This is a genomic window from Intrasporangium calvum (assembly GCF_028446585.1).
Lineage (GTDB): Bacteria > Actinomycetota > Actinomycetes > Actinomycetales > Dermatophilaceae > Intrasporangium > Intrasporangium calvum_A.
This window is the reverse complement of record NZ_JAPFQL010000021.1, coordinates 71,886-97,691: the sequence shown is the minus strand read 5'-3', so window position 1 is coordinate 97,691 and position 25,806 is coordinate 71,886. Positions and strand designations below refer to the sequence as shown.

Below are 25,806 nucleotides of genomic sequence, written 5' to 3'. Positions count from 1 at the left end.
CCGAGCACCGGGACGATCTTGGCGGCCGTGTCGGCGTCGAAGCCGGCCGCGTCGACGATCTCCTGGGCCTTGGCCTCGTCGATGCCGACATTGGGGTCGACGGCGATCTTCGCGAGCGCCTCGGGCCGCTCCACGGCGAGCTGCTCGATGTCCATGCCCCCCTCCTTGGAGCACATGGCGAGGTAGCTGCGGTTGGCGCGGTCGAGCAGGATGGAGAAGTAGTACTCCTCGGCGATCCGGGCGCCCTGCGCGATCATGACGCGGTGCACGGTGTGGCCCTTGATGTCCATGCCGAGGATCTGCTCGGCGTGCGCCTGCGCCTCGTCAGCGGACTTGGCCACCTTGACGCCGCCGGCCTTGCCTCGGCCACCCGTCTTGACCTGGGCCTTGACGACCGTGACGCCGCCCGACTTCTGGCCGATTCGCTCGGCAGCCGCGCGAGCCTCCTCGGCGGTGGTGGCGATGGCGCCGGCGAGAACCGGGACGCCGTGCGCCTCGAACATGTCGCGCGCTTGGTACTCGAAGAGATCCACGGGTGGTTTCCGTCCTCATCATCGATCGGGAGTCGGCTTACCCTCGGACTCTAGTGCCCGCTGCAAGACGCCCCGAAGCCGGCCACAGGGCGTCGGGTGAAGATCACACCCGGTTTCCACATGCTGGCACGGCGCGCGGGAGCAGATGCCGTATGCCGCTGGGCGGGCTCGCGCGCGTCAGTCCACGTTGACGTTCGCGCGGACCCAGTCGACGATCTCGTGCGTCGGGGCACCGGGGGTGAAGATGCGGGCGACGCCCATCTCCTCCAGGGGCGGGATGTCACCGTCGGGGATGATGCCGCCGCCGAAGACGACGATGTCGCTCGCGTCGCGCTCCTTGAGCAGCTCGATGACCCGGGCGAACAGGGTCAGGTGGGCTCCGCTGAGCACCGACAGACCGATCGCGTCGGCGTCCTCCTGGATCGCCGCCTCGACGATCTGCTCGGGGGTCTGGTGCAGGCCCGTGTAGATGACCTCCATGCCTGCGTCGCGCAAGGCTCTCGCGACCACCTTGGCCCCACGGTCGTGGCCGTCGAGCCCCGGCTTGGCGACGATGACGCGGATGACGGCTCCGGTGGCCGCGCTGGAGTCAGGGGAGGAAGTCATGCCGCGCACTCTAGCCAGCGAGGCGAGGCAGCCGGCAGAAAAGGTGATTGATCGCCCACTGGCGCGGGTACCGTCACCTCGTGCCCCTCGCCGCGCGGTCCACGACGTCGCCGGAGGTCCGGACCCCGCAGTCGGGGCCGGACCGACCGCCCGGTGTCCTCGGCCATGTCGGTGCGGTCGCGCGGGCCGTGCTCACTCCGGCGGGTCTGGTGGGGGCGGCACTCGAGGCGACCTGGTTGGGCCTGCATCTCGGGCTCTATCCGCTGGGCCTCGTCGGGGCTCGTGCGACACATCAGCGCACCGGCTACCGGGTGGACCACCTGCCTCCACAGCAGCGCGGGCTCTCCGTCTGCGACCTCGATGCCGCGCAGACGCCGATCCTGCTCATCCACGGGATGGCGGACAACCGGTCGATCTTCACGATGCTCCGCAGGGGCCTCGTCCGGCGGGGCTTCGGCCGGATCGAGACCGTCAACTACCCCGTCTCGCTGAAGGACGTCCGAGCCGCCGCGGCCCGGCTCGACGGCGAGGTGGAGCGGATCGTCGAGGAGACGGGCTACGAACGGATCCACATCGTGGGGCACTCCCTGGGTGGGCTGATCGGGCGCTACTACGTGACGCGGCTCGGCGGTGACCGCCGGGTGCACACGCTGGTCACGTTGGGGACACCGCACCAGGGCAGCTACCTCGCCTACTGCTGGGACAACGCCCTGACCCGCCAGCTCCGGCCGGGCAGCAGCCTGCTGACCGAGCTCGCGCAACCGGTGCCCGGGTGCCGCACCCGGTTCATCGCCTACTGGTCCGACCTCGATCAGATGATCTTCCCCCAGCGCAACGCCGCCCTTCATCACCCGGACCTCAACGTGCACAACATCCAGCTGCACGGTGTCGGTCACGGGAGCCTGCCGTTCAGCGGGGCCGTGGTCCACGGGATCTCCACGGCGCTGGCGCACCTCGACACGTCGGGGGCCACGGTGGCCCCCGCTGTGACCGAGGTCACACGACGCCGGGTCAACCCCATCCCACAAGGGGTTTCAGTGGCTTCGCCTGCGACCCGCCGCTGAATTCACGGCCACACTCCCAAAATGGGAGAAATTCGGTTGCCTGGGTCCTTTCCCCTCGGCCCCTTCATCCCCTAGTGTCGTGGCGGGTCGTGATCCCTCCTCCACGGCGCAGGTCCAACGAGAACGGTGCTCGATTTTTCGATAACGAATCGGTCACGGTACTCTCGGGTCTGGCAATCGGTCTGAGATAGGTAAGCGCTGCGTGTCCAACAACACTTACGTCGGTCGGCATCGACCTGCGACAAAGCCCGGACGGGGTCGGCAGTTCATCGTCCCCTTGGCCCTGCTCTCCTCCACTGTCGCCGCTGGACTCATCGTCCGCGACGCGGGCGCCAGCCCGCTGAGCGCCGAGGCAGCCGCGATGAAGAACGTGTCGAACTCTGTGGCGGGCCTTGGGCTCGTCGCGGACGCCGACGCTCTTGCGGTCGCCACAGCTGACCGCGGCAACCTCCGGGCGTCACGTGACGGCGTGCGCGCCGAGGCGGCCCTGGGTCTGGCCGCCAGCTCGGCCGCCGAGGCCGGCGCGGATGCCGCCAAGGAGGCCCTGGAGCGGATCGCAGCGGAGAAGGCTGCCGCCGAGAAGGAAGCGGCGGCCAAGGCCGCAGCCGCGAAGAAGAAGGCAGAGGCGGAGCGCAAGCGCCGCCTCGCTCTTGCCCAGCGCTGGATCGCGCCGTTCCACAACTACACGCTCACGTCCGGCTACGGCTGGCGCTGGGGCAAGATGCACCCGGCCCAGGACCTCGCCGCCCCGACGGGCACGCCCGTCTACTCGATGTCGAGCGGCACCGTGATCTTCTCCGGCTGGTCCAACGAGGGCTACGGCTACATGGTCAAGATCCGCTACTGGGACGGCACTGTCTCCTGGTACGCGCACAACAGCCGACTGGTCGTCAGTATCGGCGAGCAAGTCTCCCCCGGTCAGCGGGTGGCCTACAGCGGCAACTCCGGCAACTCCACCGGCCCCCACCTGCACCTCGAGATCCACCCGGGCGGCGGCGCTGCGGTCGTACCGCGCAGCTGGCTCGCGGCCCGCGGCATCTACCTCTGATCGCACAGCGAAAGAGCAGTCTCCTCTCTCCTACAGAGCAGTTTGTCCCCTGTCGGTCCCGACAAGTACCCAGCGGCGTTGGGGACAAACTGCTCTTTCGCTACCTTCGCGCCCAGGCCAATCGAAAGAGCAGTTCGCGACACGGCCAATCGAAAGAGCAGTTCGCGACACGGCCAATCGAAAGAGCAGTTCGCGACACGGCCTGCGCGAGGCATGCCCCGCGGGACGTGTCGCGAACTGCTCTTTCGATTCGGGGAGGGTCAGAGCTTGACGACCGGCGCGTAGCGGAGCAGCAGCCGCTTCACGCCGAGGTCGCCGCCGAAGTCCACGTGCGCCAAGGACTTGTCGCCCTCGCCCTCGACGCGCACCACGGTCCCGAGGCCGAAGGCGTCGTGCGTGACGCGGTCGCCGGCCTTGAGCGAGACGACCGTCCGGTTGCCGGGGCTGCGCACGCCGGGCCGGGCCGCGAGCGTCGCCACCGCGGGCTGGCCGGAGCCGCGCGCCCCGGAGTAGCTCGGACCGAGTCGCTGCCAGTCGAGCAGGTCGCCGGGGATCTCGTCGAGGAACCGTGAGGGCGGGCCGTACTGCGGCGCCCCCCAGGCGGACCGGACCGCGGCCCGCGTCAGGTAGAGCCGCTCACGCGCTCGGGTGATGCCGACATAGGCGAGGCGCCGCTCCTCCTCCAGCTCCTTGGGGTCGCCGAGCGAGCGCAGGTGCGGGAAGGTGCCGTCCTCGAGCCCGGTGAGGAAGACGACGGGGAACTCGAGCCCCTTGGCCGTGTGCAGCGTCATCAGGGTCACGACACCCTGTGCCTGCGCCTCCGGCTCGTCGGGGATCTCGTCGGCGTCGGCCACGAGGGACACCTGCTCGAGGAACTCCTCGAGGGCCCCCGCCGGCGCGACGTCCTCCGGCTCCTGTCCCGGCGCGAGCCCGCCCTCGATCGCCGCGACCGCGCTCTCCTCGGCCTTGCGCTCGTCGAACTCCTGGGCGACGGCGACGAGCTCGGCGAGGTTCTCGATGCGGGTCTCGTCCTGGGGGTCGTGGCTGGCACGGAGCTCGGCAAGGTAGCCGCTCTGCTCCAGGGTCGCCTCGAGCAGGACCGCGATGCCGGCGCCGCTGTCGTAGACGGTGCGCAGCTCCTCGAGCAACGAGGTGAAGCCCTTGATCGCGGCGACCGACCGGGTTGCGATCCCGGGCGCGTCCTCGGCCCGGCCGAGCGCGGCCACGAAGGGCACCCGCTCCCGCTCGGCCAGCGCCGCGACGCAGGCCTCCGCCCGGTCGCCGATGCCGCGCTTGGGCACGTTGAGGATGCGGCGCAGGTTGACCGTGTCGGTGGGGTTGGAGATGACCCGCAGGTAGGCCAGGGCGTCCTTGATCTCGCGCCGCTCGTAGAAGCGCGTTCCCCCGACGACCTTGTAGGGCAGCCCGACCCGCACGAGCACTTCCTCGATGGCCCGGGACTGTGCGTTGGTCCGGTAGAAGACCGCGACGTCGCCGGGCCGCACCCCGTGCTCGGCGAGCTCGTCGATCTGCTTGGCGACGAACGCCGCCTCGTCGTGCTCGTTGTCGGCCACGTAGCCGACGATGAGCGCCCCGTCGCCGGAGTCGGTCCAGAGGTTCTTGGCCCGTCGCCCCTCGTTGCGGGCGATGACGGAGTTGGCGGCCCGCAGGATCCGCTGGGTCGAGCGGTAGTTCTGCTCGAGCAGGATCGTGCGCGCGTCGGGGTAGTCCTGCTCGAACTCGAGGATGTTGCGGATCGAGGCGCCCCGGAACGCGTAGATCGACTGGTCGGAGTCGCCGACCACGCAGAGCTCCGCCGGGGGCACGACGTGGTTGCCCTCCCCCGGACCGCGCCCGCCCTCTCCGACGAGCTCCTTGATCAGCTGGTACTGCGCCTGGTTGGTGTCCTGGTACTCGTCGACGAGGATGTGCCGGAACCGCCGCCGGTAGTGCTCCGCGACGTCGGGGAAGGCCTGGAGCATGTTGACGGTCAGCATGATGATGTCGTCGAAGTCGAGCGCGTTGGCCTGCCGCAGCCGCCGCTGGTACTGCGTGTAGGCCGCCGACAGGGTGCGCTCATGGTGGTTGCCCTCGGCGACGCGGGAGGCGTAGGTCTCCTCGTCGACGAGCTCGTTCTTGAGGTTGCTCACCTGGGCCGAGAAGCTGCGCGGCGCGTAGCGCTTCGGGTCGAGGTTGAGGTCGCGGATGACAAGGCTCATCAGGCGCTGGCTGTCCGCGGCGTCATAGATCGAGAAGGTCGACTTCATCCCGACCTTGGCAGCTTCCCGGCGCAGGATGCGCACGCACGCCGAGTGGAAGGTCATCACCCACATGGACCGGGCGCGCGGGCCGACGAGTGCCTCCACCCGCTCGCGCATCTCCGCGGCGGCCTTGTTGGTGAACGTGATCGCGAGGATCTGTCCGGGCTGGGCGCCACGCTTGCCGAGCAGCCACGCGATGCGGTGGGTCAGGACCCGGGTCTTGCCGGAGCCGGCCCCGGCGACGATGAGCAGCGGGGTGCCTTCGTGGACGACGGCGTCGCGCTGGTGCGGGTTGAGCCCCACGAGCAGCGTCTCCGGGTCGGCTGAGCCCCACGCAGGTGCCGTATGCCGCTGGGCCGGGTCCGCGCCCACGCCCCCTCCGCGCGCGGCCTCCTCGGCCCACGTCGGCACCCCGCTGGCGGTCACGTGCGGGTCCGTCGGGTGCGGACCACCGGTGCGGCTCACGTGACTCACCGACGACGTCGGCTCCGGTCCCGTCTGCGGCGGCCCGTCGGGCCCGAAGAGGTCGTCGAAGAGGGTGCTCATGATCCTCCAAGCCTACGTCGGCGGACCGACAGGCCCGACCACTCCGGGCCTGGCCGGCGTGCGCGAGGATGGGCGCATGTCGGACCCCGCCACCCCGCCCTTCATCATCCGGCCGGCGACGGCCGACGACGTCGACGACCTCGCCCGGCTGGTCCGCGAGCTCGCCCTCTACGAGAAGGAGCCGGACGCGGCCGTCGCGACAGCCGACCACTTCCGAGAGGCCCTGTTTCCCGTGGGAGCGAGCCCAGCGGCATACGCTCACGTGGCTGAGCGGGACGGCACGGTCGTGGGGATGGCGGTGTGGTTCGTCAGCTTCTCGACGTGGACCGGGCGGCACGGGCTGTGGCTCGAGGACCTCTTCGTGGAGCCGGAGCACCGGGGCCTCGGCATCGGCAAGGCCCTACTGATCGAGCTGGCGCGCATCTGCGCCGAGCGTGGCTGGACCCGGCTCGAGTGGAACGTCCTCGACTGGAACGCCCCCGCGATCGAGTTCTACCACTCCCAAGGGGCGCAGCCACTGACGGACTGGACGACCTACCGTGTGGACGGCGCGGCCCTCTCGTCGCTGGCCCAGTCGTAGGGTGTCGCCATGACGACTGCCAGAGGTGTCTTCGTCCGAGAGCACGGTGAGCACGACGTCCTCGAGCTGCGCGAGCACGACGTCCCGGACCCCGGTCCGGGTGAGGTGCAGGTTCGCGTCGCCGCCGCCGGAGTGAACTTCATCGACGTCTACCGCCGCCAAGGCGTCTATCCGGGGACCACCCCCTTCGTCCTCGGCGACGAGGGAGCCGGCACGATCACGGCTGTCGGTGCCGGAGTGGACGGGTTCGCCGCCGGTGACCGCGTGGCCTGGGGGCAGGCCGGCGGGAGTGAGACGACGCTCGTCAACCAGCCCGCCGAGATGCTCGTTCACGTCCCCGACGCGGTCGACCTGGAGACGGCCGCGGCCGCGATGCTCCAGGGCATGACCGCGCACTACCTCGCCAACAGCACGTATGCCGCTGGGCCGGGTGACATCGCCCTGGTGCACGCCGCTGCGGGCGGGGTCGGGCAGCTCCTCGTCCAGCTGCTCGTCGCCAAGGGCACCACCGTGGTCGCGACCGCCGGCTCGAGCGAGAAGCTCGACATCGCCCGGGGCCGCGGCGCCACTCACCTGATCAACTACGCCGAGGTGCCCGACCTCGCGGCCGCCGTGCGCGAGGCCGCCGGACGTGGCGTCGACGTGGTCTACGACGGCGTCGGCAAGGACACCTTCGACGCCTCCCTCGCCTCGCTCCGGCCGCGTGGCCTCATGGTCCTCTTCGGAGGGGCCAGCGGCCAGGTCCCTCCGTTCGACCTGCAGCGACTCAACGCGGGCGGCTCGCTGTTCGTGACCCGTCCCAAGCTCGCCGACCACGTCGCCGACCGCGACGAGCTCGAGTGGCGAGCGCGCGAGGTCTTCGACGCCATCGCGGCGGGCGCCCTCAAGATCGACATCGGCGGGCGCTACCCGTTCGACCAAGCGGCCGAGGCCTACCAGGCGCTCGAGGGTCGCCGCACCACCGGCAAGGTCATCCTCGTGCCCCCGGGCGGGGTCGAGGCGTGACCCGCACCCTCTTTCGGCACGACCGGATCTGGACCGGCACCACCGCGGCGCCGTGGACGACGGCGCTCCTCGTCGATGACGGACGCATCGTGGCCGTCGGGGACGAGGCCACGGACGCTGGCGCTTCCGACGTCGTGGACCTGCCCGGCGCCGTGGTCATGCCGGGTCTGCACGACGCGCACATCCACACCGAGTGGGTCTCCCGTGACCTGGCCGAGGTGGACCTGCGTGAGGCGAGCTCGCTGGAGGAGGCGCTCGAGCTCATCCGGGAGCACGTCGCGGCCTCGCCCGCCGGCCGCCCGCTCAGCTCCGGACGCTGGAACAGCAACCGCTGGGCCGTGCCGGTCCAGCCGGACCGCCATGCGCTCGACTCGGTGACCGACGGCCGGGTCGCCGTGCTCGACTCCGTGGACGGCCACACGGTCTGGGCCAACTCCCTTGCACTGCACCGAGCCGGGATCACCCGCGACACCCCGGACCCCGTCGGCGGCGAGATCGTCCGCGATCCGTCCGGGGAGCCGACCGGCATCCTCCGCGAGTCGGCGCAGCGCCTCGTCGACCCGCTCATCGAGGGCGAGGGCGCCGAGCCGCTGCGCCCCCTCATCGAGCGCTGCCAGCAGTGGCTGTTGTCCGTGGGGCTGACGAGCATCACCGACATCGACGGCGAGGACGCCCGCGCCGCCTACCTGGCGATGCACGCCGATCAGGCGCTGCGGTTGCGGGTCACCAAGTGCGTCCGTGACCCCGACCTGGAGCTGGCCGTGTCCGAGGGACGGCGCTCGGGGCAGGGCGACGACCGCTTCCGCGTCGGGCCGGTCAAGTTCTTCAGCGACGGGGCGCTCGGCTCGCACACGGCCCACATGACCGAGCCCTACGTCGGCAGCATGGCCGGGCACGAGTCCTGCGGGATCGCCGTCACGCCCTACCCCGTGCTGGTCGAGCGGATCCGGATGTCGCTCCAAGCAGGGCTCGACGTCGCCACGCACGCCATCGGCGACGAGGCCAACCGGCTCGTGCTCGACGCCTTCGGGGTGATGCGCGACGAGGGACACCGCGGCCTCCTGCGCATCGAGCACGCCCAGCACGTGCGCCCGGTCGACCTGCCGCGATTCCGCGCCCTCGACGTCGTCGCCTCGATGCAGCCGAGCCACTGCACGGCGGATCTCGAGCTCGCCGACGAGATCATCGGGACGCGCCGGCTCGCGTCCTATGCGTGGCGGTCGTTCCTCGACGCCGGCATCCGGGTGGCCTTCGGCTCCGACGCCCCGGTCGAGGATCCCAACCCCTTCTACGGCCTGCACGCCGCCGTGACCCGCCGTCGAGCCGACGGGTCACCCATCGGCGGCTGGCGCCCGGAGGAGCGGATCACCCTCGACGAGGCCGTGCACGCCCACACCGTCGGTGCCCACGAGGCCGTGGGCCGTACCGACGTCGGGCGCCTCGCCCCCGGCCAGCTCGCCGACTTCATCTGCGTCGACCGCGACCCGTGGGGCCTCGAGACGTCCGACCCGATGATGATCCGGGACACGACCGTCCTGCAGACCTGGGTGGGCGCGGAGCTCGCGTTCACGCGCGACTGAGCCCAGCGGCATACGGCCTGGAGATCGGCGCCAGACGACCGTTGGTCACCCGAGGCGTTCGGCGTCCCCTCTGTTCGTGCGCAGGTCGGACTGGACATGGCCGCGGACGCGAGCAATGGTCGTCTGGAGCGCTGACTGCTGGCGGTCGACCGCGCGCTGGAGCACCGAGCGCACCCAGTCCTGCTGAAACATCGCCTGCACCCACGAGACCCGCACCACGAGCCAGCCACCAAGGGTGAGCTCCGCATACCGCCAGCAGTCCTTGGTGATCTGGTCGCGCTGCGTGTGGAACTCGTGGCTGTCCGCCTCGACGACGATGCGCAGGTCGACGTCGACGAGGTCTGGGTGGATCGTGCGCCCGGCCAACGTCACCGGGACCTGCGGCTCGAGACGCAACCCTGCGACGCCGAGGGAGATGCCGCGGATGACGGACTCGAAAGGGTTGGCGGCGGTGGCTCGGGCATGCCAGACGACCCGCACGGCCGCGTCCCTGCCACGCCCGGGCAGCGCCTCGGCGCCGGCACACAGGTCAGCGCGGGACAGTCCGGCACGCAGCGCCGAGTCCGCCACGGCCAGCGCCTCGTCGACGGGGAAGGTCGTGGCGCAGTCGAGGACGGTCCGGACCTGCGTCGTCCGCCATCCGTCGACGTCATCGTCGGCCAACCGCCGCCAGCGGACGTCGAGCACGCGCTGGTCGGCCTTCGTCACCTTGCGGCCGCGCGGCACGATGATCTCCGGGGCCTCGGGCTGCGTCTTGAGCGCCCAGCCCCACGACGCCGCGGCGCTGCGCAGACCGACGACGGCCGAGAGCCGATGGGCGGCCACGCGCGCGGCCTCAGCCGTCGGCAGCGCGTAGCGGCCCCGGTTGGTGCGCAGGACCACCCCCTGGCGGACGGCCTCCGCGAGCTGCATGTCGTCGAACCGTCGCAGGTCGCCCCGGCTTGCCACGCCCCCGAGACGGTTCAGGGTGGCCGGGAGGTCGATGGGTGCGTCGGGATGAGGGCTGGGCATGGTGACCAGCCTGCTCAGGTTCGGCTCCCCGCGGCCCTCGTCATCCACACCCTTGGCCCCGGACGACCGTTGGTGTCCTGGGACCGGCCGGCCGTCGTCGCGTGAGCACGCGAACCCGGCCAGCAAAGCATGGGCAGCGAGAAACGGTCGTCCCGCGCCGCACCCGGGTAGGTTCGGTCCATGGAAGGCCATCGCTACGTCTACACCGACAAGCAGCAGCCCACCGTCCACGGGGCCATGGCCGCGGTCTCCACGGAGATCCGCGAGCGCGCCGCCGAGCACGGCATCGACCACGTCGTCCTCGAGCTGGTCAACCTGCGGGCCTCGCAGATCAACGGATGCGCCTTCTGCCTCCACCTGCACACCCACATGGCCCTGCGCGCCGGGGAGTCGCCGCAGCGGATCGCGGTGCTCCCCGCGTGGCGAGAGTCGGGCCTGTTCACCCGCGTCGAGGCGGCGGCACTGCGGATCGCCGAGGCCGTCACGCTGGTCGCCGACCGGCATCTGACGGACGACGAGTACGACCTGCTCCGCGAGGACCTCACGGACGACCAGCTCGCCCTGCTCGTCTATGCCGCGTCGATGATCAACGCCTTCAACCGGATCTCGATCCTGAGCCACCACCCCGTGACCTACCGCGAGGAGTTCGGCGCGCTCCCCAAGGGCAGCCGGCCAACGACCGCTTAGCGGGTCTCAGTCGTTGCCTGGCACGACTGCGAGCAGCAGCGTCGCGAAGAGGCTCAGCGCCCCGACGACGACGAGGAAGATCCGATGATGCCCACGCCGCCGGCTCCCTCGGCCGTCGAGCTGAGCCTCCGCCGCCGCCCGAACATCGCGAGGGCCGTGCCGGCCACGACCCACAGGAGGCCGAAGAGGAGCCCGGCGAGGACGCCGGTGTTCCAGCGCACCGTCGATTACCAGAGGGCCGCGACGAGCGTCGCGAGCAGGCCTGCCCCGCCGGTCGCGTCGAGCTGCGTGCGGGCGGACTGGTTCTTGCGGGAGCGGGCGTTGCCGATCTCGGCCATCGCCACGACGACGAGGGCGAGGATCAGCTTGGTCGTGATCTTCGCGTAGTTGAGCTCCCACTCCGGCTTGAGCGGGCCCTCGAGCAGACCGACGATGAGGATCCCTGTCAGCAACTGCAGCCGGGCCGCCCAGACGATGGCCACGGGGAAGCGCTTGGCACCGCGCGTCAGGACCCACCCGCCGACGATGACGGCCATGCCGAGCAGGTGAAGGGCGACGACGAGGTCATAGAGGAATTCCATGCGCGCATCCTATTGAGCGCCGGCAGCCAGTTCCGGCAGGTGGTGCCATGACCGGCTCAGCGGCAGGTCGAGCAGGCGCTCACGGGGGACCCATCGGGCGTCGGCGGTCGTGCCGCCCACGTCGTGGATGACGATCTCGCGCGGGTCCGGACAGGTCGCGCGGTAGACGATGCGCAGCGCGTGGAAGTCCTCGAGCCCCCCGTGGGGTGCGCGGCCGATCCAGTGCGACGACTGCACCTCGAGCAGGCCGCCGAGCTCGATCTGCTGGCCGGTCTCCTCCCAGACCTCCCGATGAACCCCGTCGGTGGGCGACTCCCCCGCGTCGAGCCCGCCACCGGGCAGTCCCCAGTCGCCGGCCACGTGGGTCTGCTCGTTGAACTGGGTGAGCAGCAGGCCGCGGTGGCTCACGACGAGCGCATAGGCGGCCACCCGCTGGTAGGGCTCGCCGACCTCGTCCGGCCCGACGTCCGGGTCCCGTGGGACGTCGCCACCCCCCGGCCGTATGCCGCTGAGCTCGCTCACGCTGTAGGTGACCTCGAGCGCCCCGTCGTTCATGACCTCTGCGGAGAGGGCCGACTCGGCGCGCCAGCCGTGCCGGGCAAGGAGGGCCTCTGGGTGCTCGCCGTGGGCGAGGCGGCCTGCTTCGACGCGGCGACCGCCGCGGGGCAGGCCGACGATCCGGATGCCTCCGGGGACGTTGGTCCTCATCGCCGACCTGGCTTGGGGGACAGTGCAATCGCTCGTTCGTACTCCGCAACCGCAAGGGCTGCGACATGTGGCCAGTCCTGCTCGGGTGGGTTGGCGAGGTTCCACGCGCGGAGGCGCTCGAGCTTGTCACGATCGGCGGCGAGCCCGGCGAGGGCGCCGGCCATGCTGGCGTCGTCCGGGACGATGAGGCCGTTGACGCCGTGGCTGACGAACTCCCCCACGCCGGAGCCGGTGCGCGCGACGACGGGCAGTCCTGCGGTGCGGGCCTCCAGCGCGGCGATACCGAACGACTCCAGGTGGGACGGGGAGACGTAGACGTCCGCTGCGGCGTAGCGCGCTCGGAGCTCGTCCCGCGGAACTCGGCCCGGCAGCGAGACCCAGTCGATGCCGTGCGCGTCGAGGTAGGACTGGACCCTGCGGCGGTCGGGTCCCTCGCCGAGGATCGTGAGGCGGAGGGACCCGCGACCGGCGAGTCGCTCTGCCCGGGCCACGAGCTCGACGAGGGCGCGTGGGCGTTTGCGCGGGGCGAGGCGCATCGCCGTGACGAGGCGCAGGGGTGCGGGGCCACTCGAGTCGGCCGGGGTGTGGACGGCGGGGCCACTCGAGTCGGCCGGGGTGTGGACGGCGGGGCCACTCGAGTGGGGGCGCCAGCGCGAGACGTCGATGCCGTTGGGCAGGACCGACACGGCGGCCGCCGGCCCGACCAGCTCGCGCAACGGCTCGGCGGCCACCGCCGACACTGCCGACATGGCGACTCCCCGAGCAGCCCACCGCCGCACGAACCCGGCAGCCGCGAAGCCGGGCGCCACCTGGCCGAGCATGCAGTGCCACGTCATCGCCGTCGGTAGGCCGAGGCCGAGGGTGACCCGGGTGCTGTCCCATGCGAAGGGCGAGACGACCCCCGTCTGGACGTGGGCCACGTCGAAGCCACCGCCGGTCAGGCGCCGCCGCAGCTCGCGTGGAGCGAGCGGGTTGACCGGCAGCTCCCACGGCAGCGGGATGGCGAGGCGATGCACCGGGATGCCGTCGACCGGGGTGATCTCGCCGCGCAGCTGCCCCTCTGGACCGGGCGTGGCGGTGAACACCTCCACCTCGTGGCCGAGGGAGACGAGATGCCGGGCCAGGTCGTGGGACTGCACCTCGATCCCGCCCAGCCGGGGCAGGTAGCAGTCGGTCAGCAGGGCCACCTTCACGGGATCACTCTGTCATGGGCGACCGCCTGCCTTGAGGGCTCCCGCTCGCAGGCTGGCCAGCAGGACCCGTCCGTCCCCGAAGACGGGCAGGAGGAAGACCACGTGTGCCGCGTACCACCAGGCCAGCCCTGAGCCGGGCAGCACCAGGCCCCAGAGCGGCGCCACCAGCAGGCAGGCGCCCGGACCTGCGATGGCCACCGCGCCGGCCTCCCGCGGCGTGACCGAGCCGAGCGGGACGACGGAGAGGCGCCACGCCGTGCGCTCCACGACGAGGTGGGTGACCGTCGGGATCCGGCGCAGCAGCGCCACGTGGGCCACCTCGTGCAGTGCGAAGGAGCCGACGAGCCCCAGCAGGACCGTCCGTGCGATGGGGCCCGCAACGGTGAAGAGGCTCTGGTCCCCGGAGATGACGAACCAACCCGTGGCTGCGACGACGAGGAGGGCGAGGAGAGCGAGCAGTGGCCAGACCTGTCCCGCGACCGCCAGGGCGACCTGGAGCAGGCGCAGCTCGTCGGCCCGCCACCCGCGGGTGCTAGCTATGGGACCGCTCCCGGATGAGGTCGGCCCGGTAGGCCTTCAGGGCGTGATAGGCGAGCTGGGCCATCGACACGAGCCCGAAGAGGACGAGGAAGATCACGACCAGGCCCAAGGGGTTGTCCACCCCCATCGAAGAACCGATCACCCCCTCGCGGACCTCGCGTGTCTCGAAGAACACCGAGCCGAAGAGCCCCTCCTTGCGGACGTTGTCCTCAGCTGTCGAGAACATGAGATAGAGAAGCGCTCCCGCTGCGACCACGAGGGTCAACAGCGCTGCCCCCACGGTGCTGTTCACGAGTAGCAGCGCCTTTTTCATTTCTTCTCCTTGAATCGAATGTGCGAATTCCTTGAACGCTGTACCAGACGATGATCGCGAGGCTGGCCGCAACAATGAGGACAACCAGGATCTGTGGCATCTGAAGAATGCCGAGGGCAATTCCCAACAGGCCGAGGACTGCACTGGCCACGGCAAGTCCCACAAAGACCGAGAAAGGGTTGTCGTGCTCAGCGGGAAAGGCAATTCCGATGCTGATGGCGACGAGGGCGCCGGCCACGCAGCCACCCAGCGCAAACAGGGAGCCGCCGAGCTGGTCGGGGCGCGCCGCGGCGAGCACGGCCACGCACGGCAGGGCCATCCCGGCCAGCAGGAGCAGCTGGGCCCTGACCAGGCGGCCATAGGTCCGCCAGGCCGTTCCTCGCTGGGCGGAGAGCATCCGGAGCGGTTCCGTGGCAGCGAACTGGTAGAGCCCACTCATCGACAGGACGGCCAGCGCCCAGAGCGGGTTGACGACCGGGTCGAGGCACAGGCCGACGAACACCGCGGCCGAGACGACCATCGCCAGCCAGGCCTGCGAGCTGCGCAGGAGGCACCGGTCGTAGGCGCTCAGCCGCCGGACCAGGGGCCAGTCGAAGGGGAGGTTGAGGTAGCGGGAGTGGGGAACATGCTGACTCGGAGTCGCCCACAACGCGAGGGCCGTGAGCAGCGCCGCGGTCACCAAAAATACCGAGACCATGGCGACCGGCCCGTAGTGGTGAGTGATCCAGGCGAGCGAGGCGACCCACACGAAGTCCGTGCGGTCAGCCAGGTAGGCCGCGGACGCCGCGGACGAGAGGGACCCCAACCCGGATGCGTAGAGCATGAGCAGGCTGAAGAGGACAAGGATCAGGACGATGCCCTGGATGCGCCGCAGTCCCAGCCACACGAGGACCCGGGCGAGCAGGAGGTAGCCGACGCTGAGCGCGAGATACGTCAGGATGATCGGGAAGACGATCGCCTCGAGCAGCCTCGGCACTGCCGCAGGTCCCAGCAGGACGACGGCGGCCACCGTCAGCGAGGTGAACCCGACAGCGGAGACGATGCCGGCCATCGTGGCCTCGTAGACAAGCAGCGCTGCGGCTCGCTCCCGGTTCGTCAGGGGCAGCTGAAAGCTGAGCTCGAGCATCCCGGCAGCGTTGAGGAAGAGCACCTTGACGAGCAGGAAGGCGATCTGGACCCAGAGCACGACCGAGACCGTCGACATCTCGAAGAGGAGCCCCCACACCTTCTCCTGCGCCACCATGGGTTCGAGGAAGAAGTAGGCGGCAACAGCGCCGGCCCCGAGGATCAGCGCGACGGTCCCCACAGCGAGCACCTTCACCGGCCTCGACCGGAGCACTCCCGTGCGTGCGACCCTCCGCAGGAAGAACCGCAGCAGCATCCGCGCGAGTACGAGTGACTTGCCCGTTCTCATGGCCTGCGGTGCTCCGCATCGAGGTGCCCGAAGACGAGGTCGGCGAGCGACCCGTGCTCCTCGACGAGCACGGCAGTGTCCGCGTCGGCGACGAGCAGGCCGTGGTCGAGGAAGAGCACCCGGTCGGCCAGCCGTTCGAGCAGGGCGAAGTCGTGCGTGCAGAGGACCACGGAGCGGCCCTCGTCCCGCAGGCGAGTCAGCTCCCGCTCGGTGAGGTGCAGGGCCTCGATGTCGATTCCGTTGAGGGTCTCGTCGATGATCGTGAGGGGCCGGCGCATCAGCAGCGCCGAGACGAGCTGGGTCTTCTTGCGCATGCCGTGCGAGTAGTCCTCGATGAGGTCGTGGTAGCGGCCCCCCATGGAGAACATCTCGAACAGCCGGGCCGCCGCCTCTGGATCCGCCTCGACGTCGTAGAGCCGGGCCAGCATGTCGACGTACTCGCGACCCGTGAGGAACTGCGGTAGGTAGTCGTTGCTGGCGAGGTACATCGCCGCGGACTTCGCTGCGGGCGACGAGTGCTCGTGCCCATCCAGCCTCACGGATCCGCCCTGCAGCTCGAGCAGGTCGAAGACGGTCTTGATCAGCGTCGACTTGCCTGACCCGTTCGGGCCGAGCAGACCAACGATCTCTCCGGCGTTGATGTCGAAGCAGACATCCTCGAGGACGGTGACGAACCCGTCGTACGAGTAGGTGATCCCCTTGGCTTCCAGCACTGGCACTGGTGGCGTCCTTCCTCGGTGCAAGGTGCGGTCCGGCAGGTGGCCGGCCCCGGCGCGAGCCGTGGGCCGCCCACCCGCCGTCGAGCTCAGCGAGTCGGCATCAGCCGGCTCGCCGCTAGACGCACTCGAAGTAGACGCTGAGGCCGAAGTTGCGGAACGACCAGCGCCCCGTGAACTTCTTGCCCTTGTAGACCACGCACCAGATGGCCATCCCGATGAGCAGCGTGGCGCCGAGCGCCAGGATCACCGCCACGAAGACGAGGTACCAGGCGTCGTAGCGCACGAGAGCGTTGTCGAACTTCGTCCGCGCAGCGCCGACGGCGCGCATGGACATTTCGTAGGCACGCTCCGACGCTGTGTCGGAAACGCTGGTCAGGGACATGGCTGGAACAGACATGATGAACCACTTTCCTTTCCGGAACTCGTTTTTCCCCGAATCGTTCAAAGTTGAACGACAAAACGTCGCGTTCTGGTGAGAAAGGGCCCCCTGCGACGGCTTGATACAACCAATGCACAGCGCGCAGTGTCAACCAATGACAGGTAAACCAAGGCATTCTTTACTCGCGCTTTACTCATACTCCGAGTCAGTAGCGCGCCTCCCGGGCAGCGCGCCGTCACCGGCCCCCAGGCGGCGGTCGTCTATCGTGGGGCGACCGGGTGGGGACGGGGCGGACGCCTCGCGGTTGACAGGGGAACGGTGCGTGATGCGCAAAGATGGCGGGACGATGTCCTTCACGCTGCTCGCCTTCCATGCGCACCCTGACGACGAGGCCCTCCTCACGTCCGGGACGATGGCGCGTGCCGCGGCGGAGGGGCACCGGGTCGTCCTCGTCGTCGCCACCGACGGGGAGCTCGGCCTCGCCTCGTCCGAGCTGTCCGCCGGTGGCCTCGCGACCCGGCGCCGGGCCGAGCTGGCGGAGAGCGCCCGGGCCCTCGGCGTCGCCCGGGTCGAGCAGCTCGGCTACGCCGACAGCGGCCTCGATCCCGACCCGCCGCCGGACCCGCCGGGGCGCACGCGCTTCGTCCGCGCCGACACCGAGGAAGCCGCACGTCGCCTGGCCGCCATCCTCGAGGAGGAGCAGGTCGACGTGCTCCTCGGCTACGACGCCAACGGCGGCTACGGCCACCCCGACCACCAGAAGGTCCACGCGGTGGCCCGGCGTGCCGCCGAGCTCGCCGGCACGCCCCGGCTCCTCGAGGCGACCGTTCCCCGCGACACCATCACCCGGGCCATCGACCTGGCCGCCAAGGTCTACCGGTTCCCGCCGGAGTTCGATCGCACCTCCTTCGACCGTGCCTTCTCGGCCCGGCGCGACATCACCCACCGGGTCAACGTCCGGCGGCACATCAGGGCCAAACGGGCGTCCATGCGCGCCCATGCCTCCCAGGCGAGCTCCGACGGCGGAGCCGACCGCACCCTCGCCGCCTTCCTCCGGATCCCCAGGCCGATCTACGACCTCGTCTTCGGTCGCGAGTGGTTCGTCGACGCCACCGCCCACCTGAGTGGCCGCGGCCCGGGAAGCGAGCCCAGCGGCATACGGCATGACGTCTTTGCGGGGCTGACATGACGGGCGCCCGGATCAAGAAGGTCGTTCAGTTCCTCGTCGGCACCGGGCTGGCCGTCTTCCTGCTGTGGTGGGGCCTGCCCCGCATCGCGCACACGACGTGGACCGACGTCTGGCGCACGCTCTCCGGGCTGCAGTTCGGCACGGTCATCGGCCTGACCGGCCTGATGATCTCGGGACTGTGGCTGGTCACGTTCCTCTACACCGGCTCGCTCAAGGGCCTGACGCACGCCCAGGCGATGATCGTCAACGCGTGCGGCTCCTCCATCGGCAACCTCCTGCCGGGCGGCGGCGCAGCCGGTGTCGTGGTCACCTACAAGCAGCTGCGGTCCTGGGGCTTCCTGCGCCGCGACATCTCCACGATGGTGATCGTCACGGGCGTGTGGAACGTCCTCGCCCGCGTCGTCCTGCCCGTCGTCGGCATCTTGGCGATCCTCATCGGGATCGGCCACCTCAACCCGGTCGTCACGCAGGCCGCGATCATGGGGGCACTGATCGGGCTGGCCGTCGTTCTGGCGTTCTGGGGGACTCTCGCCTCCGAGGACTTCGCCCACAAGCTCGGAGCCCGGGCAACCAGGGTGTGGCGCCGCCTCCGGGGCAGGAAGGCCGCCGACACCGACCTCGAGAAGACGATTGTCGGCATGCGCCACGACATCATCGAGATCGTCCGCTACGGGTGGCTCGAGATGACCTACGGGCTCGTCGGCTTCTTCGGCGTCTACTACATCCTCTTCTGGTTCTGCCTCAACTCGATGGGCGTCCAGATGCCCTTCGCCTACATGTTCGGCGCCTACACCGTGGGGCGGCTGCTGACAGCAGTCGGCATCACGCCCGGTGGGCTGGGTGTCACCGAGGCGGGCACGGCAGCGGTGCTCGTCGGCTGGGGTGCCGACCCGGCACAGGCCACGGCGGGCGTCGTCCTCTTCTCGCTCTACACGCACTTCTTCGAGGTGCCGCTCGGTGTCCTCGGCTGGGTCATCTGGTCGCTGAGCCCGAAGAAGATCCCTGCCGACGCCTACGACGACAACCATGAGGCAGCCCCCGACCCACTCCGCCCCGCCCGCCTCGGCGACCGCGTCTCCCCAAGCGAACACGGACGGGGACCACGCCCAGAGCAGCTCTAGGCGACGGCGGGCCCCGGGCCTTGGGGCGTTCGGCAGGACCACGGGCCGGCCAACGCGTAGGGTCAGGGGATGATCACCCACGAGCCCTTCGACGACGAGCTCAAGGCCTACGCCGAGCTCGTCGTCCGCCTCGGCGTCAACGTCCAGCTCGGCCAACGCGTCGTCATCCGCTGTCACCCGGAGCAGGCAGCGACCGCCCGGGCCCTGGCCACCGAGGCATACCGAGTCGGGGCGAGCCGGGTGTCCATCGACTACCGCGACCAGCACCTGCAGCGCGCACAGGTGGAGCACGCACCGGAGGAGGAGCTCGGCCGCGTGCTCGACCACGAGCTGGCCGCGGCCCGGTCGTGGGGCGAGGACAAGGTCGCCCTCATCAGCCTCACCGGCAACCCGAACCCGACGATCATGGAAGGCCTCGACCCGCAGCGGCTGGCGCGGTCCACCCCGATCGAGTTCATCAAGACGATCATGCCGGTCATGACGACCAACCAGATCGCGTGGACGGTCGTGGCCGCGCCCTCCCCCGGATGGGCCGAGGCGGTGACCGGCTCACCCGACACGACCCGGCTCTGGGAGGGCATCAAGGTGGCGATGCGCCTCGACCAGCCCGACCCCGCCAAGAGCTGGCAGGAGCACAACGCGCTGCTCCACCTGCGACGCGACATGCTCAACGCGCGGGGCTTCGACCGGATCCGCTACCGCGGCCCCGGCACCGACCTCACCATGGGACTCGCCCCGGGCAACGCCTGGGCCGGTGGCTCCGTGACGAACGCCGACGGCGTGGAGTTCCTGCCGAACCTCCCGACGGAGGAGGTCTTCGCCGCACCGGACTGGCGTCGCGTCGAGGGCACCATCCAGACGACGGCCGCCTTCTTCCTCACGACGATGAACACCCTCGTCGAGGACCTGCGCCTCGAGGTGGCGGACGGGACGATCACCTCGGCCACCGCCGCGCGGGGCGAGGAAGCCGTCCGCGCCCAGTTCGACCTCATCCCGAGGTCGAGGCACTTCGGGGAGGTCGCCATCGTCGACAAGGAGTCGGCGGTGCGGCGCAGCGGCCTCGTCTACCAGGACATGCTCTACGACGAGAACATCGGCTCCCACGTCGCCTGGGGCGCCGGCTACCCCTTCAACGTGCCCGGCTCCGACCGGTTGGGCCCCGACGAGCGCATCCAGCAGGGCCTCAACCAGGCCAACACCCACGTCGACATCGTCATCGGCAGCCCCCAGGTCGAGATCGACGGGATCGACAAGGACGGTGCCGTGACGCCCATCACCCGCGGCGACACGTTCGTCCTGCCCACTGCCTGAGCTGTCCTGCGCCACAAGCCAAACCGGGCGTATGCCGCTGGGCCGGCCCAGCGGCATACGCCGGCTTGCGCTCCTCCCGCGCTTCCGTCGGGCTTACGGTGGACCGAGGGGGCACTGACGCCGGATGAAGGAGCACGCGCGTGGCCGAGGAGACGCAGGCAGGCGACACCGCTGGTGGGATGGAGCGGATCTGGCTGGGCAGCTACGCCGACGGCGTGCCCGCCGACATCGAGCCGGTCACGCAGTCGCTGACCGACCTGCTGGACGGGTCGGTGGCGCGCTTCGGCGACCGGGTCGCGCTCGAGTTCTTCGAGGCGGAGACCACCTACGCGCAGCTCGCGGAGCAGGTCGCCCGGGCCGCCGAAGGGCTGCGCCGGCTCGGCGTCGGCCAGGGCGACCGCGTCGCCATCGTCCTGCCGAACTGCCCCCAGCACGTCGTCGCGTTCTATGCCGTGCTCCGGCTCGGCGCGGTGGTGGTGGAGCACAACCCGCTCTACACGTCGAGTGAGCTGGGGACCCAGTTCGCCGACCACGGGGCGCAGGTCGCGATCGCGTGGGACAAGGTGGCGCCGGTCGTGCGCCGTCTGCCCGGGGTGCGGGATGTCGTCGCCGTCAACCTCGTCCACGCCATGCCGTTGGTCAAGCGGGTCGCCCTGGGTCTGCCGATCCCCAAGGTGATCGCGCTGCGCAAGGCACTCACCGCGCCCGCACCGGGCACCATCCCGTGGGGCCAGCTCCTTCGCCAGGGACCCCTGGACGCGGGACACCCCCGGCCGGCGGTCGAGGACCTCGCCGCGATCCAGTACACGAGCGGGACGACCGGCGTGCCCAAGGGCGCGATGCTCTCGCACCACAACCTCGTGGCCAATGCCTCCCAGGGGCAGGCCTGGGTCCCCGGGATGGTGGCCGGCGCCGAGACGATCTATGCGATCCTCCCGATGTTCCACGCCTACGGCCTTACCCTCTGTGTGACCTTCGCGATGAGCGCCGGGGCGCGTCTGGTGCTCTTCCCGCGGTTCGACGTCGACCTCGTCCTCGCTGCGGCTCGGAAGCACCCGCCGACGTTCCTGCCCGCGGTGCCGCCGATCTACGGGCAGCTCGCCGAGGCGGCCCGGGAGCGAGGGGTCGACCTGACGGCTACTCGTTGGGCCCTGTCCGGCGCGATGTCGCTGCCGCCGGAGACCCTCGAGCTGTGGGAGTCCGTGACGGGCGGCCTCCTCGTCGAGGGCTACGGGCTCACCGAGGCCTCGCCGATCGCCCTCGGCAACCCGATCGGCCCGACGCGCCGAGCCGGCGCCGTGGGAGTCCCCTTCCCGAGCACGCAGATCCGGGTCGTCAACCCGGATGACCCGAGCGTCGACCGTCCGCTCGGCGAGCGAGGAGAGCTGCTCGTCCGAGGGCCGCAGGTCTTCTCCGGCTACTGGCACAAGCCCGACGAGACCGCAGCCGCGCTGGTCGAGGGCGGCTGGCTCCGGACCGGCGACATCGTCGAGGTCGACCCGGATGGCTTCGTCCACGTCGTCGACCGGATCAAGGAGGTCATCATCACGGGTGGCTTCAACGTCATGCCGTCCGAGGTGGAGGCCGTCCTCAAGCACCTGCCGGGCGTGACCGACGCCGCTGTCGTCGGGCTGCCCCGCGAGGACGGCAGCGAGCAGGTCGTCGCGGTCGTCACGCTCGAGGCTGGCGCGGCGTTCGACGCCGACGCGGCCCGGGAGCAGTGCCGCGCCCACCTCGCCGCCTACAAGGTGCCGCGCCGGGTCGAGGTGGTCGACGAGCTGCCGAGGTCGATGATCGGCAAGGTGCTCCGGCGGGAGGTGCGTGACCAGCTGCTCGCCCGCTGACGCAGGACCGATCGGCCCGAGTCCCCCCAGGGGCCCGTGGGATCAGGGCTGCTCGAAGACGATCGCCATCGGGGTCTGCTCGGAGCCCTGGCCGAGGGGGTTGTCGGCGAACATCGCCTCGTAGCGCTCCTTGGGGCCGGGGGCGTCCTTGCCGAGGACGTTGCGCCCGATGTCGTTGGCGTCCATGACGACGGTGCCGCCGAAGGTGGCCCGCCACGGCTGCGGCACCCGCTCCCGGATGAGGGCCGAGAGTCGTGCCGCCACCTGGTCCGGGTCCTTCGGGGCCAGCTTGGCCGACACGTTCGCCGGGTAGACGGAGTACTCGGTCGGGCCGTCGATCGCTCGGATGTCACCGCCGACCAGCTCGTAGAACAGGCCCCGCTTGCCGATCAGCTTGCCGATCGCACCCCCGGCCGAGGCGTAGAGCACGCGAGCCAGGCCCGCCTCCTCGATGGCGAGCTGCATGGTGAACGGCGACCCGAGGCCGATGCCGGCCGGGGTGCGCGTCACGTAGCGCGACAGGATGCGTGCCGGACGGGAGACCTTGATGTCCCAGATGAAGTAGCTGCGGCCCTGGGTGATCGCGACGATCTTCTCGGAGATGAAGAAGTACCACGTGCCCTTCGTCGCGGCGTCGTGGTCCTCCCCAGCAGACGGGAGCCCACCGAAGAACCGCTCGAGGTAGCCGAGCGTCTTGGCGTCGAGGTCGTCCTCGCGGGCGTAGAGGTCCGTCCGCAGCGGGTAGCGCCGCACGGTGCGCCCCGCATCGGCGCCGGCCCCGTGGGCCGCGTCGAGGACGAGGTCGAGCTCCTTGCGCGCGTTGGGCTCGTAGTCGGTCTTGACCCGATGGACGGACCCCTGCGCCGCCTCGTCAACCTTCTCGTCGAAGTACTCCTGGAGCCACAGCTCGAGGTTGAGCAGGCGCCAGAAGGTCATCGAGTCGACGTCGTTGGTCCCCTTGATCCAGCCCTCGAAGGCGTGGAGCACCTCGGTCTGGTTGAAGTAGGGACGGCTCGCGAACGACTCGGACAGGAAGATCCCGTAGAAGTGGTTCTTGAGGCGCATGAACCACTCGCCCTGCGGGGTCGTGAAGCCGATCTTGTTGCGGCGCCGGTTGATCGACTCGGGCAGCAGGTCGCGGGTCGCGTCGCGCAGGATCCGCTTGTTCCAGCCGTCCTTGATGATCGCCTCGTCGGAGAGCGAGAAGATGAACTTGACGACCTCCTTGTCGAGGAACGGCACGCGGCCCTCGAGCGAGAAGCGCATGGTGTTCTTGTCCTCGTAGCGCAGCAGCGACGGCAGCGAGCCGACGAAGAGGTCCTCGACGAGGCGCTTCTTGAGGTTGCGCCCCTCGACCGAGTAGCGCTCCCCCGCGTGGCGCGCGGCGAAGCCCTGCCCGAGCAGCTGCGTCGTCGGGATGTCCTTGCGCCCGCGCAGCTTGGCCTTGGCCTTGAAGCGTCCCAGCCGCCAGAGCACGTCGAGCGACCTGGACAGCTCCGCCGCCGCCTTGCGCGCACCCTGGGCGCGCAGCTGGCGCAGGTAGACGAAGTAGTAGGGGATGTAGCCGGCCATCATCTCGTCGGCGCCCTGACCGTCGAGCAGCACGGTGACGTACTTCGTCGCCTCGCGCATGACCTGGTATTGCGCGTAGGGGCCACTCGAGATGAGCGGCTCCTCCTGCGTGCGCACGAAGTCGACGAGGTCCTCCTTGAACTCCGTCGGCGTCGGCGTGATCTTGCGCCCGTCGACGTGGCCCTTGCAGATCTCGAGGACGTCGTCGACGTAGCGCTCCTCGTCGTTGATCGAGCCGGGGAAGACCGCGGAGAACGTGTTCTGCTGCTGGCCGACCGACTCGGTCGTCCGGTCGCCCTCGTTGATGAGCCGGTTGATGATGACGGCGACCGCGGACGAGTCGAGCCCCCCGGAGAGTGACGTCCCCACCGGCACCTCGGACTGCAGGCGCAGCCGGACCGCCTCGGTCAGGCGCTCGCGGTACTCGCGGGCCGCGGCCTCGTCATACGGGCGCTGATCCTTGGCCAGCTCGAGCAGCTCCTCGCGCAGCCGCGTGAACGGCCGCCGCTCGACACTCCCGTCCGCGGCGATCGTCATCAGCTCGCCCGGCTCGAGCCGCTCGATGCCGTCGAAGAAGGTCTCGCGCCCGTCCTCGTGGATCCGGAAGCGCAGGTAGCGGTAGATGGTCCGGTCGTTGGGCCGCTTCTCGTAGAGCCCCGACTCGAGGATCGGCTTGATCTCGGAACTGAACAACCACGCGTCCGCGTCGTCCGCGCCCGAGCCGGCTGAGCGGCATACGTAAAGCGGTTTGATGCCGAAGTGGTCGCGAGCGAGCGTCAGCGAGCGCTCCTGCGCGTCCCAGATCGCCAGCCCGAACATCCCGTTGAAGCGGTCGAACGCGTCCGCGCCCCACTCGGCGAACGCCTGGAGCACGACCTCGGTGTCGCTGTCCGTGTCGAAGCGGTGCCCCGCGGCCTCGAGCTCGGCGCGCAGGTCGAGGTAGTTGTAGACCTCGCCGTTGTAGATGATCGTGTATCGCCCGTCGCGGGTCGTCATCGGCTGCTGGCCGTGGGCGCGGTCGATGATCGACAGGCGCCGGTGCGCCAGGCCGACCGGGCCGTCGGTGAAGATGCCGTCGCCGTCGGGACCGCGGTGCACCTGGCAGTCGTTCATCCGGCGCAGCAGCGCCTCGTCGGCCGTCAGCCCGTGATACCCCGCGATTCCGCACATGCGGACCACCCTAATGGCGTATGCCGCTGGGCTCGCACCCGCTCGCACGTGCCCCTCGTGGGTGACCGGGACGCGGACGTCCCTGAGCGTCCCGGTGCCGGCTCAGGGTCCGAACCGGGAGAAAACCCCATGCGCGGACGATGGTCGGCTTCGTACCGTCGACCAATGGGGGAAGCGCTCGAGGCGGTCAACTCGTTCATCGCGGCCAGTGCCGCGGCACCGTGGGCCCTGGGGGCCGTGTTTCTGCTCGCCATCCTGGACGCCGTGCTGCCGCCGCTGCCGAGCGAGGGGTTGGTCATCACGCTGGCGGCCTTCGGAGCCGCCACCGCCTCGCCGAACCTCATCCTGCTGGGTGCCGTCGCGACGGTCGGGGCCTGGGTCGGCGACAACCTCACCTACACCGTCGCCAGGCACTCGCCGCTGCGCCGCCTCCGCGACACGGAGCGGGCCCGCCTGCGGCGCGCCTTCCACTTCGCCTCTCGCGAGCTGCACCAGCGCAGCGCCGTCATCATCGTCGTCGGGCGCTACATCCCGGTCGGACGGGTCGCGGTCAACGTCACGGCAGGGGCGGGCCGGTTCGCTCGGCCCAGGTTCATGGCCCTCACCGCCCTCGCGGCGGCGTCATGGGCGGCCTACGCGGTCACGATCGGCGCGCTGGCTGGGGCCTGGGTCGAGGAGAACACCCTGCTCGGAGCGGTCGCCGGGATCGCCGTCGCGGTGCTGCTCGGCGTTGCCGTCGACCAGCTCGTCCGTCGCCTCACGCCGGCGACACCAGGCGCACCCTGAGGCACGCGGCCCGGGTCACTCCCAAAGGGCAGCCCCGGTCACTCC

General features: G+C 70.4%; 25 protein-coding genes. 11 read left to right on the top strand and 14 right to left on the bottom strand.

The annotated features are described in order from the left end of the window. Positions 1–533 (bottom strand): ATP-grasp domain-containing protein (locus OO014_RS06930; RefSeq protein ID WP_272461558.1); only part of this gene is annotated, 533 nt, incomplete at its 3' end. Between the two features lie 177 nt (positions 534–710). Further along, positions 711–1,139, bottom strand: coding sequence for a cobalamin B12-binding domain-containing protein (locus OO014_RS06925; protein ID WP_272461557.1), 429 nt, complete (start codon positions 1,137–1,139; stop codon positions 711–713). An 80-nt stretch (positions 1,140–1,219) separates the two neighbouring features. Between OO014_RS06925 and OO014_RS06920 the strand changes: the two genes are divergently transcribed. Further along, on the top strand, positions 1,220–2,203 hold the full coding sequence (locus OO014_RS06920; RefSeq protein WP_272461556.1) for an esterase/lipase family protein: 984 nt from the start codon (positions 1,220–1,222) through the stop codon (positions 2,201–2,203). A 202-nt stretch (positions 2,204–2,405) separates the two neighbouring features. Next, complete coding sequence (locus OO014_RS06915; RefSeq protein WP_272461555.1) at positions 2,406–3,251, top strand: M23 family metallopeptidase; 846 nt, start codon at positions 2,406–2,408, stop codon at positions 3,249–3,251. Between the two features lie 260 nt (positions 3,252–3,511). Here the strand turns inward: OO014_RS06915 and pcrA are convergent, their stop codons facing one another. Beyond that, positions 3,512–6,058, bottom strand: a complete 2,547-nt coding sequence (gene pcrA / locus OO014_RS06910) for a DNA helicase PcrA (RefSeq protein WP_272461554.1) — start codon at positions 6,056–6,058, stop codon at positions 3,512–3,514. Positions 6,059–6,134: 76 nt separating this feature from the next. Between pcrA and OO014_RS06905 the strand changes: the two genes are divergently transcribed. The 3 genes from OO014_RS06905 to OO014_RS06895 are packed head-to-tail and all read left to right on the top strand — an operon-like array spanning position 6,135 to position 9,223. Further along, positions 6,135–6,638: a GNAT family N-acetyltransferase gene (locus OO014_RS06905; protein ID WP_272461562.1), complete on the top strand. Its 504-nt coding sequence runs from the start codon at positions 6,135–6,137 to the stop codon at positions 6,636–6,638. 9 nt (positions 6,639–6,647) lie between these two features. Next, the gene (locus OO014_RS06900) at positions 6,648–7,643 is read left to right on the top strand and encodes a quinone oxidoreductase family protein (protein WP_272461553.1); all 996 of its coding nucleotides are present in this window, start codon (positions 6,648–6,650) and stop codon (positions 7,641–7,643) included. After that, positions 7,640–9,223: an amidohydrolase gene (locus tag OO014_RS06895; RefSeq protein WP_272461552.1), complete on the top strand. Its 1,584-nt coding sequence runs from the start codon at positions 7,640–7,642 to the stop codon at positions 9,221–9,223. The genes OO014_RS06900 and OO014_RS06895 overlap by 4 nt, the downstream gene beginning before the upstream one ends. 45 nt (positions 9,224–9,268) lie before the next feature. On the opposite strand, the gene OO014_RS06890 is transcribed toward OO014_RS06895, so the two are convergent. Next, on the bottom strand, positions 9,269–10,234 hold the full coding sequence (locus OO014_RS06890; RefSeq protein WP_272461551.1) for a hypothetical protein: 966 nt from the start codon (positions 10,232–10,234) through the stop codon (positions 9,269–9,271). A 180-nt stretch (positions 10,235–10,414) separates the two neighbouring features. On the opposite strand from OO014_RS06890, the gene OO014_RS06885 reads away from it, so the two are divergent. Beyond that, positions 10,415–10,921, top strand: coding sequence for a carboxymuconolactone decarboxylase family protein (locus OO014_RS06885; RefSeq protein WP_272461550.1), 507 nt, complete (start codon positions 10,415–10,417; stop codon positions 10,919–10,921). A gap of 53 nt (positions 10,922–10,974) precedes the next feature. Here the strand turns inward: OO014_RS06885 and OO014_RS06880 are convergent, their stop codons facing one another. The 9 genes from OO014_RS06880 to OO014_RS06840 form a co-directional block, all read right to left on the bottom strand. Beyond that, entirely contained in the window at positions 10,975–11,142 is a 168-nt protein-coding gene (locus OO014_RS06880) for a hypothetical protein (protein WP_272461549.1), read from the bottom strand. A gap of 6 nt (positions 11,143–11,148) precedes the next feature. Beyond that, the gene (locus OO014_RS06875; RefSeq protein WP_272461548.1) at positions 11,149–11,502 is read right to left on the bottom strand and encodes a hypothetical protein; all 354 of its coding nucleotides are present in this window, start codon (positions 11,500–11,502) and stop codon (positions 11,149–11,151) included. Positions 11,503–11,511: 9 nt separating this feature from the next. Then, on the bottom strand, positions 11,512–12,210 hold the full coding sequence (locus tag OO014_RS06870) for an NUDIX hydrolase (protein WP_272461547.1): 699 nt from the start codon (positions 12,208–12,210) through the stop codon (positions 11,512–11,514). Then, positions 12,207–13,403 (bottom strand): glycosyltransferase family 4 protein, encoded by a 1,197-nt coding sequence (locus tag OO014_RS06865; protein WP_272461546.1) that lies wholly within the window; start codon positions 13,401–13,403, stop codon positions 12,207–12,209. The genes OO014_RS06870 and OO014_RS06865 overlap by 4 nt, the downstream gene beginning before the upstream one ends. A 12-nt stretch (positions 13,404–13,415) precedes the next feature. Further along, a complete protein-coding gene (locus tag OO014_RS06860; RefSeq protein WP_272461545.1) occupies positions 13,416–13,712 on the bottom strand; it encodes a hypothetical protein in 297 nt (98 codons plus the stop codon). Positions 13,713–13,935: 223 nt separating this feature from the next. Beyond that, positions 13,936–14,169 (bottom strand): hypothetical protein, encoded by a 234-nt coding sequence (locus OO014_RS06855; RefSeq protein WP_272461544.1) that lies wholly within the window; start codon positions 14,167–14,169, stop codon positions 13,936–13,938. After that, positions 14,153–15,670, bottom strand: coding sequence for a hypothetical protein (locus OO014_RS06850; protein ID WP_272461543.1), 1,518 nt, complete (start codon positions 15,668–15,670; stop codon positions 14,153–14,155). The genes OO014_RS06855 and OO014_RS06850 overlap by 17 nt, the downstream gene beginning before the upstream one ends. Then, a complete protein-coding gene (locus OO014_RS06845) occupies positions 15,667–16,389 on the bottom strand; it encodes an ABC transporter ATP-binding protein (protein WP_272461542.1) in 723 nt (240 codons plus the stop codon). The genes OO014_RS06850 and OO014_RS06845 overlap by 4 nt, the downstream gene beginning before the upstream one ends. A gap of 115 nt (positions 16,390–16,504) precedes the next feature. Then, a complete protein-coding gene (locus OO014_RS06840; RefSeq protein ID WP_272461541.1) occupies positions 16,505–16,786 on the bottom strand; it encodes a hypothetical protein in 282 nt (93 codons plus the stop codon). Positions 16,787–17,114: 328 nt separating this feature from the next. Between OO014_RS06840 and OO014_RS06835 the strand changes: the two genes are divergently transcribed. The 4 genes from OO014_RS06835 (at position 17,115) to OO014_RS06820 (ending at position 22,233) form a co-directional block, all read left to right on the top strand. Beyond that, positions 17,115–17,957 carry a PIG-L deacetylase family protein gene (locus OO014_RS06835; protein ID WP_272461540.1) on the top strand — a complete coding sequence of 281 codons (843 nt, stop codon included), beginning with the start codon at positions 17,115–17,117 and terminating at the stop codon, positions 17,955–17,957. After that, positions 17,954–19,078, top strand: a complete 1,125-nt coding sequence (locus OO014_RS06830; protein ID WP_272461539.1) for a lysylphosphatidylglycerol synthase transmembrane domain-containing protein — start codon at positions 17,954–17,956, stop codon at positions 19,076–19,078. The genes OO014_RS06835 and OO014_RS06830 overlap by 4 nt, the downstream gene beginning before the upstream one ends. 69 nt (positions 19,079–19,147) lie before the next feature. Then, positions 19,148–20,389 carry an aminopeptidase gene (locus tag OO014_RS06825; RefSeq protein ID WP_272461538.1) on the top strand — a complete coding sequence of 414 codons (1,242 nt, stop codon included), beginning with the start codon at positions 19,148–19,150 and terminating at the stop codon, positions 20,387–20,389. Between the two features lie 179 nt (positions 20,390–20,568). Next, positions 20,569–22,233, top strand: a complete 1,665-nt coding sequence (locus OO014_RS06820) for a long-chain-fatty-acid--CoA ligase (protein ID WP_272461561.1) — start codon at positions 20,569–20,571, stop codon at positions 22,231–22,233. Between the two features lie 42 nt (positions 22,234–22,275). On the opposite strand, the gene asnB is transcribed toward OO014_RS06820, so the two are convergent. Beyond that, complete coding sequence (gene asnB / locus OO014_RS06815) at positions 22,276–24,975, bottom strand: asparagine synthase (glutamine-hydrolyzing) (RefSeq protein ID WP_272461537.1); 2,700 nt, start codon at positions 24,973–24,975, stop codon at positions 22,276–22,278. A gap of 165 nt (positions 24,976–25,140) precedes the next feature. On the opposite strand from asnB, the gene OO014_RS06810 reads away from it, so the two are divergent. Further along, entirely contained in the window at positions 25,141–25,761 is a 621-nt protein-coding gene (locus OO014_RS06810) for a DedA family protein (protein WP_272461536.1), read from the top strand. The last annotated feature ends 45 nt before the right edge of the window (positions 25,762–25,806 follow it).

What these genes read in the sequence shown, in the direction of transcription:
- OO014_RS06835 (WP_272461540.1), top strand. Translation starts at nt 17,115, where the DNA reads ATGTCCTTCACGCTGCTCGCCTTCCATGCGCACCCTGACGACGAGGCC.
- pcrA (WP_272461554.1), bottom strand. Translation starts at nt 6,058, where the DNA reads ATGAGCACCCTCTTCGACGACCTCTTCGGGCCCGACGGGCCGCCGCAG.
- OO014_RS06830 (WP_272461539.1), top strand. Translation starts at nt 17,954, where the DNA reads ATGACGGGCGCCCGGATCAAGAAGGTCGTTCAGTTCCTCGTCGGCACC.
- OO014_RS06855 (WP_272461544.1), bottom strand. Translation starts at nt 14,169, where the DNA reads ATGTTCTCGACAGCTGAGGACAACGTCCGCAAGGAGGGGCTCTTCGGC.
- OO014_RS06825 (WP_272461538.1), top strand. Translation starts at nt 19,148, where the DNA reads ATGATCACCCACGAGCCCTTCGACGACGAGCTCAAGGCCTACGCCGAG.
- asnB (WP_272461537.1), bottom strand. Translation starts at nt 24,975, where the DNA reads ATGTGCGGAATCGCGGGGTATCACGGGCTGACGGCCGACGAGGCGCTG.
- OO014_RS06870 (WP_272461547.1), bottom strand. Translation starts at nt 12,210, where the DNA reads ATGAGGACCAACGTCCCCGGAGGCATCCGGATCGTCGGCCTGCCCCGC.
- OO014_RS06885 (WP_272461550.1), top strand. Translation starts at nt 10,415, where the DNA reads ATGGAAGGCCATCGCTACGTCTACACCGACAAGCAGCAGCCCACCGTC.
- OO014_RS06850 (WP_272461543.1), bottom strand. Translation starts at nt 15,670, where the DNA reads ATGAGAACGGGCAAGTCACTCGTACTCGCGCGGATGCTGCTGCGGTTC.
- OO014_RS06925 (WP_272461557.1), bottom strand. Translation starts at nt 1,139, where the DNA reads ATGACTTCCTCCCCTGACTCCAGCGCGGCCACCGGAGCCGTCATCCGC.
- OO014_RS06905 (WP_272461562.1), top strand. Translation starts at nt 6,135, where the DNA reads ATGTCGGACCCCGCCACCCCGCCCTTCATCATCCGGCCGGCGACGGCC.
- OO014_RS06820 (WP_272461561.1), top strand. Translation starts at nt 20,569, where the DNA reads ATGGAGCGGATCTGGCTGGGCAGCTACGCCGACGGCGTGCCCGCCGAC.
- OO014_RS06840 (WP_272461541.1), bottom strand. Translation starts at nt 16,786, where the DNA reads ATGTCTGTTCCAGCCATGTCCCTGACCAGCGTTTCCGACACAGCGTCG.
- OO014_RS06900 (WP_272461553.1), top strand. Translation starts at nt 6,648, where the DNA reads ATGACGACTGCCAGAGGTGTCTTCGTCCGAGAGCACGGTGAGCACGAC.
- OO014_RS06890 (WP_272461551.1), bottom strand. Translation starts at nt 10,234, where the DNA reads ATGCCCAGCCCTCATCCCGACGCACCCATCGACCTCCCGGCCACCCTG.
- OO014_RS06875 (WP_272461548.1), bottom strand. Translation starts at nt 11,502, where the DNA reads ATGGAATTCCTCTATGACCTCGTCGTCGCCCTTCACCTGCTCGGCATG.
- OO014_RS06810 (WP_272461536.1), top strand. Translation starts at nt 25,141, where the DNA reads ATGGGGGAAGCGCTCGAGGCGGTCAACTCGTTCATCGCGGCCAGTGCC.